The sequence below is a fragment of the uncultured Acidaminococcus sp. genome (assembly GCA_900538365.1).
Classification (GTDB): Bacteria; Bacillota; Negativicutes; order Acidaminococcales; family Acidaminococcaceae; genus Acidaminococcus.
The window spans coordinates 1-6,466 of sequence record UPXT01000065.1; the positions used below are offsets into that span (position 1 = coordinate 1).

The window sequence follows — 6,466 nt, forward strand, 5'->3', positions numbered from 1 at the left end:
TCTGGAGCCATATTCGAAAAAGGTAAATGGAAGGAAACACGATGGCGTTAGGAAAACGTAATAACGGGAAATTCCGCCCGTCGTCGGTGGAAGTGGGGGCTCCTCGCATCTGGATCCATCTGAACCGAATTCGCAAAAAGCAAATGGAAGAAAAGATCGGAACGGGGCATTCGTTGCATGACGTCGTCAGCCTGCTTCGCGTTATTCCTAGCATCTGAACCAATCTGAGCCCCGTTCGAATCATGTAAATAGAAGAAAGACCAGAACGCACGGCGCCAAACCGTCTCCCTATCGGTCGTGGGCGCCGAATTGATTTTTCGATAACACGGTCCGTAAGCCGAATCGCGTTGGCAGGGTCTTGCGATGAGCGGTTTTGGCCCATCGAAAGCGGAACGGCTTTCGCCGTCTCCAAGGCAAAACACGAAGGCAAAAGACCCAATCGCCCACCCCAAAGCGTTCCAATTGAAGGAGACGAATTGCTGCTTCTTAGCAATCGTGTTGTTAGAGGTACGTTTCCTGTCACCATAAGGGAAAGGAACATACATTTTAACGTCGTGCGTCACGTTCTTTTGCTTGACAGCCCTATGCCCTATCCCCAACCGTGAGACGGTTCGCCCTGCAATACGTCATGAGCCCATTGCTTCGGATTGATCTTTCCGAAAGCAATGGGCTCACGTGTTACCTCAATTCGGAGCGGTATTTGCTCCGACTAAAATATGAACTTAGTCTCTCAGCATGCCGCCGAACTTATCCTGGACGTTAGCAACAATTTGCTTGATGACGTCGTCGACGTCTTTATCCTGGAGGGTGCGGGTAACATCCTGGAAGGTGAGATTAAAGGCGACAGATTTATAGCCGGATTTAACCTGTTTGCCTGTATAAACGTCGAAGATACGGACATCAACAAGGAGAGAGCCGCCTTCTTTACGGATTTCGGCTTCAAGTTCACTTGCAGGAACATCAGCTTTGACAACAACGGCAATATCACGGGATACGCTCGGGAATTGCGGTACGTGGATAAATTGCGGAATCTCTTCGGCACTCTTGACGAAAGGCGCGATTTCCACTTCAAGGACGTAGGTTTCCGCACCGAGGCCAAAGCGGTCCTGAACGGTCGGATGGATGGCTCCCATGAAGCCGATAACTTTGCCTTCATAGCTGATGGCACAGCTCTTACCGGGATGGAGGAAAACTTCCTCCGTCGGGCCATAGGAGAGACCTCTCACTTGGAGGCTGTCCATGACTTCTTCAAGGGTTCCTTTGATGTCATAGAAGTCAAGAGCGTCTTTATCCGTATTCCAGGAAAGAGGATTGCGCTTGCCGCTCATGGCAATAGCAAGGACCATCTTTTCTTCTGGGAAATCCGTAAGCGGCAGGGCTTTAGGAATGAAGACGCGGCCCACTTCAAAGATGGCCGTTCGTTCGCTCTGACGGGCCTGGTTATACGCAACAGCAGAAAGCAGGCACGGGGTCAGCGTAGTCCGGATGGTGCGAAAATCATCGCTGATGGGGTTGATGATCTGCAGGGCCTTACGGCGGCTGTCATCAGCAGGAAGGCCAAGGTTATCAAAGACCTGGGCATTATAGAAGCTGTAGGTCATGACTTCATCAAGGCCGATACCAGTCAAGGTGTCGCGAATCATGTCCTTTACATCTTCGATAGGGTCCTGGCCGCCGCGGGCCATGTTGAGTTCCGGCGTCTTTGATTCAATCTTGTCATAGCCATACATACGGGCCACTTCTTCACTGAGATCGGCACTGCAGTCGCAGTCCTTGCGCCACGTCGGCACGGTGACAACCCAGCTGTCCTCGCCTTTTTCCTCGACAGTAAAGTCAAGGTTTTCGAGGATGGCTTTCATGGTTGCCGCGTCGATGTCGCAGCCGATGCGGGCGGCCAGTTTGGTCGGAGCCGCTTTGATTTCCACCGGTTTTTCCGGTACGGGGTAACATTCAGCCACACCGGGAACCGCTTTGCCGGCGCCAATTTCTTCAAGGAGATAGATGGCGCGGTTCAGGGCGTTATGGTTCAGAATGGTATCAACCCCGCGTTCAAACCGCTGGGACGCTTCGCTGCGAAGGCCCAGGGCTTTCGACGTCCGGCGGATGGTCGGGCCGTTAAAGGTAGCTGCTTCGAGCATGACCGTCTTTGTCGAGCCTGTCACTTCCGTTTCAAAGCCGCCCATGATACCGCCAAGGCCAATGCCTTTTTCATCATCACCAATGACGATCATTTCCGGCGAAAGGGCGCGGTCCTGACCATCGAGGGTCTTTAGGTGTTCGCCTTCATGAGCGCGGCGGACGACCCAATGATGGCCGGCCACTTTATCATAGTCGTAAGCGTGCATGGGCTGACCCAGTTCCATCATGACGTAGTTTGTCACGTCGACGACGTTATTGATGGGGCGGATATTGACAGCACGGAGAAGTTTCTGCATCCATTCCGGAGATTCCTTGATTTCAAGGTTTTCGATCATGCGCAGGCCAAAGCGGCTGCATACGTCAGAAGCGACGATATCGACAGTGGCGCGGTCACTCGCAGGAGTCCCTTCCCCACTTTCCGGTGCATAGTCCGGTAAAGTCAGTTTCGTTCCAAGGACGGCGGCGCATTCGCGGGCAAGGCCCAGCATGTTGAAGCAGTCGCCGCGGTTTGCCGTAAGGTCGATATCAAGAACGACATCATCAAGACCAAGGACGGCCTTGATATCTGCCCCAAGGGGCGTATCGGCAGGGAGAATGAAGATGCCGTCGCGTTGCTCAGGAAGAAGCAGTTTGGCGTCAATGCCCAGTTCCCCCGCGCTGCAAAGCATGCCGTTTGAATCAAGGCCGCGCATCTTCACAGGTTTGAGCTCCATGCCGCTCGGCAGATGGGAACCGACTTGGGCTACAGGGACTACATCCCCTTGATGGACGTTTTGGGCGCCCGTCAGGATCTGGACCGTGTCCCCTTTTCCGAGGTCCATCTGGCAGACCCAAAGATGGTCGGAATCAGGATGACGCTCGATGGTCACGACTTTACCCGTAATGACGCCTTCGATCCCTTCGCCCAGGTGCAGGACCTGTTCGACTTCAAGCCCGACGCGGGTAAGTTTATCAGCAAGGACTTCCGGCGTAACCGGAATCTCAACATATTTTTTCAGCCAATTGATTGAAGCTAACATAACAAGCGGCCCCCTTATTTAAACTGACGAATGAAACGCAGGTCATTTTCAAAGAACAGGCGCAGGTCATCGATTCCATAACGGAGCATGGCAATTCGTTCGACGCCCATCCCAAAGGCAAACCCGCTGACCTTTTCAGGGTCATAGCCGCTCATGCGCAGGACGTTGGGATGCACCATACCGGCACCGAGGATTTCGAGCCAGCCGGAGTTCTTGCAGACACGGCAGCCTTTGCCGCCGCAGATGACGCAGCTGATATCGACTTCGGCGGACGGTTCCGTAAAGGGGAAAAAGCTCGGGCGCAGACGAATCTTGACGGAAGAGCCAAACATTTCCTTGCAGAAAAGTTCCAGCGTGCCTTTGAGGTCGGCCAGGCTGATATTTTTATCGATGACAAGGCCTTCGACCTGATGGAACATGGGGGAATGGGTTGCATCATAGTCGTTGCGGTACACCGTTCCCGGGCAAATCATACGGATTGGGCTATTGGGCGTACGGGACTGCATGGTACGAGCCTGGACAGGAGAGGTCTGTGTCCGCATGAGGAATTCATCGGTCAGATAGAACGTATCCTGCATGTCGCGGGCCGGATGATCCTTAGGCAGGTTCAAGGCCTCAAAGTTAAAATAATCGTTTTCGATTTCAGGGCCTTCGGCGACTTCAAAGCCCATGCGCATGAAGACCTTTTTGATCTCACGCAGTGTGAGCGTCACAGGATGCAGATGCCCTTCGGCTGCCTTACGGCCCGGCAGTGTCACGTCAATCTTTTCAGACGCCATTTTTTCTTCGAGCTGGCGGGCTTCAAGCAGTTTCATTTGGTCAGCAATGCGGGATTCCACCTTGCTGCGCACTTCGTTGACCATTTTGCCCACTTTTGGACGTTCTTCGGCGGCTACACTGCCGAGACCGCGCAGGATCTCTGTCAGGGCGCCTTTTTTGCCCAAATACTGCACACGGATGTTCTTCAAGTCATCCACACATTTGACTTCGCCTAAGTCCTTGCGGATCTTTTCCCGCAGTTCCTCCAGTTTGTCGTACATACCAACGCCTCCTAAAAAAAATGACCTCCACCCCGGAAAAGGGGCGAAGGTTCGCGGTACCACCCTAATTTGTACTTCATTGCGGCCGTAACGCAGCCTGCGCCGTCCCTACTCTGTTCAGGACAGATGCTCCCAAGTGAACTTCCCTCTTACTTCGGTGCGCAGCTCCCACCTTGTCTGCGCTCTCTGGGACACCAGCCAAAAGGTACTCTCTTGTTCATCACATAAGTATGGAATTAATAGGAACATTATAGCATTATGGGAGGAGGAAGGCAAGGGGCTGACCACCATGAAGATGCTCAGCCCAAAAATTGAGCCGATTATCCAGAGCAACATGTCTCCATTGCTTAATTCCTATGATTACGGATGAAATAGAGGCATGGCGATTCGTACGATGCTGCGTTTCTAATTGGAGGAATCCTTACGCCTAGGCGCTGCCTCCACTAATCATGTACCGTCACCTCCAGCGCCCAGCTCATTAAGCAATAAGCTTTTTCAGCCTATGGACCTGTATCCAGCCAACTGCGCTGTCAAATGCGGACCTCAATCTCCTAAGCATACATAAACCTAATACGACGATTGTGAAGACTGGAAACATATCGCATCACAAGTAACTGCATCAACTTGTGCAATCTATGCTTCAAAATAAGATAAGGGCGCACCCTCAATTAAATAAAGTTATGGCATCGTGCTTTTCGGTCATCCCCGACCTCTTTTATGCGTAACGAAAAAGACATGCTGCCATGCAGCATGTCTTTCAAAATTCACTGGCAGGAGTACTAGGATTCGAACCCAGATCCACGGTTTTGGAGACCGTTGCTCTACCATTGAACTATACTCCTATGGAGCGGAAAACGAGATTCGAACTCGCGACCCCCACCTTGGCAAGGTGATGCTCTACCACTGAGCTACTTCCGCATAAAAAAGTGGTGCCTCAGCGCAGAATCGAACTGCGGACACAGGGATTTTCAGTCCCTTGCTCTACCAACTGAGCTACCGAGGCATTGGCGACCCAGGACGGACTCGAACCGACGATCTCCGCCGTGACAGGGCGGCATTCTAACCAACTGAACTACTGGGCCAATCAGTCACCTGACAGATATAGATGATACCATAGTTTTCGATACTTGGCAAGCACCTTTTTTAAAAACTTTTCGCATCAGGCATGGAAACCTTTCATCCTTTCTCCCCTATTTCAAGCGGAAATAATAAGTCTTTGCCGTCATGTTCTTCGGGTTGCTTGTCGAATGGATTTCAAAGATATTGAGGGAACGGATGAAGTCAAGGAATTTCTTGTATCCATAAACACGCACGTCAAAGTCCGGATATTGGCGAATGACGAGATTACCCAAATAACTTGAACTGATCCAACCATTATCGTTGGAATTCTCATCGGTAAGTTTGATCAGGGCGCTGCGGATGGCCCGCACTTTTTTATTACCTTCCTGAACCGCTTTGCTGGATTTTACATGATTTTTTTGCCCAGCAGGTTCTTCCTGGAGCGCTGTTTGTTCGGGTTCAGGCATATCTTCCCGTTTTGATTCTGCATAAAGGACGTCAAGGTACAGGAATCGATTGCAAGCGGAGATAAAGGAGCGCGGCGTCTTGCTCTCCCCCATCCCTAAGACGTACTTATCCGATTCACGCAGGCGGGATGCCAGGCGCGTAAAGTCGCTGTCTGATGAGACAATGCAGAATCCATCAAGCTGGGTCCGGTAAAGCAGATCCATCGTATCAATGATGAGAGCCGAATCACTTGAATTTTTGCCGCTTGTGTTGCTGTACTGCTGTACCGGCTGGATCGCGTTATCGAGAATGGTCGACTTCCAGCTCCCCATCTGCGGACTTGTCCAGTTACCATAAATGCGTTTATAGATGACATTCCCCAGATTGTTTGCTTCTGAAAGGATAATATCGATATATTGCGGAGAAATATTTTCTGCATCAATGAGCAGTGCAAATTTTTTATCTTGTTCCATAGTAAATAGCTCCTTATGTGGATGGTTCGTTGTGGATAGTTTTATTATACAGGATTTATAGGAGATAAGAAAGGGAGAGGGAGTGTTAGTTAGATGCTCAGCGCCCAAATCGTATCATGGACTAAATAAGTAGGAGACCACAGCTGAAAGGAGACAATTTGATCTGGCCTGGATGGAAATTGAATTAAGTTTCCAAAGTGCAGCCAATTTTTACTTTTTCTTCATTAAGTTTTCATGGTTAATTGTAAAATGAAATAGGACATATAAAAAGACATACAGGAAATCTTTT

Annotated in this window: 4 protein-coding genes, 4 tRNA genes and 1 other annotated feature; of the genes, 1 reads left to right on the forward strand and 7 read right to left on the reverse strand. The window is 50.6% G+C overall.

Annotation, left to right across the window (positions count from 1 at the left end; translation table 11 throughout):
* Positions 1–26: 26 nt before the first annotated feature.
* Complete coding sequence (locus QZQ08_RS09410) at positions 27–218, forward strand: hypothetical protein (protein WP_296331309.1); 192 nt, start codon at positions 27–29, stop codon at positions 216–218.
* Positions 219–722: 504 nt separating this feature from the next.
* Here the strand turns inward: QZQ08_RS09410 and pheT are convergent.
* From pheT to QZQ08_RS09445, 7 genes are all read right to left on the reverse strand, one after another.
* The gene (gene pheT / locus QZQ08_RS09415; protein ID WP_296331311.1) at positions 723–3,158 is read right to left on the reverse strand and encodes a phenylalanine--tRNA ligase subunit beta; all 2,436 of its coding nucleotides are present in this window, start codon (positions 3,156–3,158) and stop codon (positions 723–725) included.
* A gap of 14 nt (positions 3,159–3,172) precedes the next feature.
* Complete coding sequence (pheS, locus tag QZQ08_RS09420; protein ID WP_296331313.1) at positions 3,173–4,198, reverse strand: phenylalanine--tRNA ligase subunit alpha; 1,026 nt, start codon at positions 4,196–4,198, stop codon at positions 3,173–3,175.
* Positions 4,199–4,234: 36 nt separating this feature from the next.
* Positions 4,235–4,428: a binding site (T-box leader), on the reverse strand.
* 538 nt (positions 4,429–4,966) lie between these two features.
* Positions 4,967–5,040: transfer RNA gene (locus tag QZQ08_RS09425), tRNA-Trp, on the reverse strand.
* A gap of 1 nt (position 5,041) precedes the next feature.
* A tRNA-Gly gene (locus QZQ08_RS09430) sits at positions 5,042–5,116 on the reverse strand.
* Between the two features lie 9 nt (positions 5,117–5,125).
* Positions 5,126–5,201 (reverse strand) — tRNA-Phe (locus QZQ08_RS09435).
* A 2-nt stretch (positions 5,202–5,203) separates the two neighbouring features.
* A tRNA-Asp gene (locus tag QZQ08_RS09440) sits at positions 5,204–5,280 on the reverse strand.
* Positions 5,281–5,388: 108 nt separating this feature from the next.
* On the reverse strand, positions 5,389–6,177 hold the full coding sequence (locus QZQ08_RS09445; RefSeq protein ID WP_296331315.1) for an NYN domain-containing protein: 789 nt from the start codon (positions 6,175–6,177) through the stop codon (positions 5,389–5,391).
* Between the last annotated feature and the right edge of the window lie 289 nt (positions 6,178–6,466).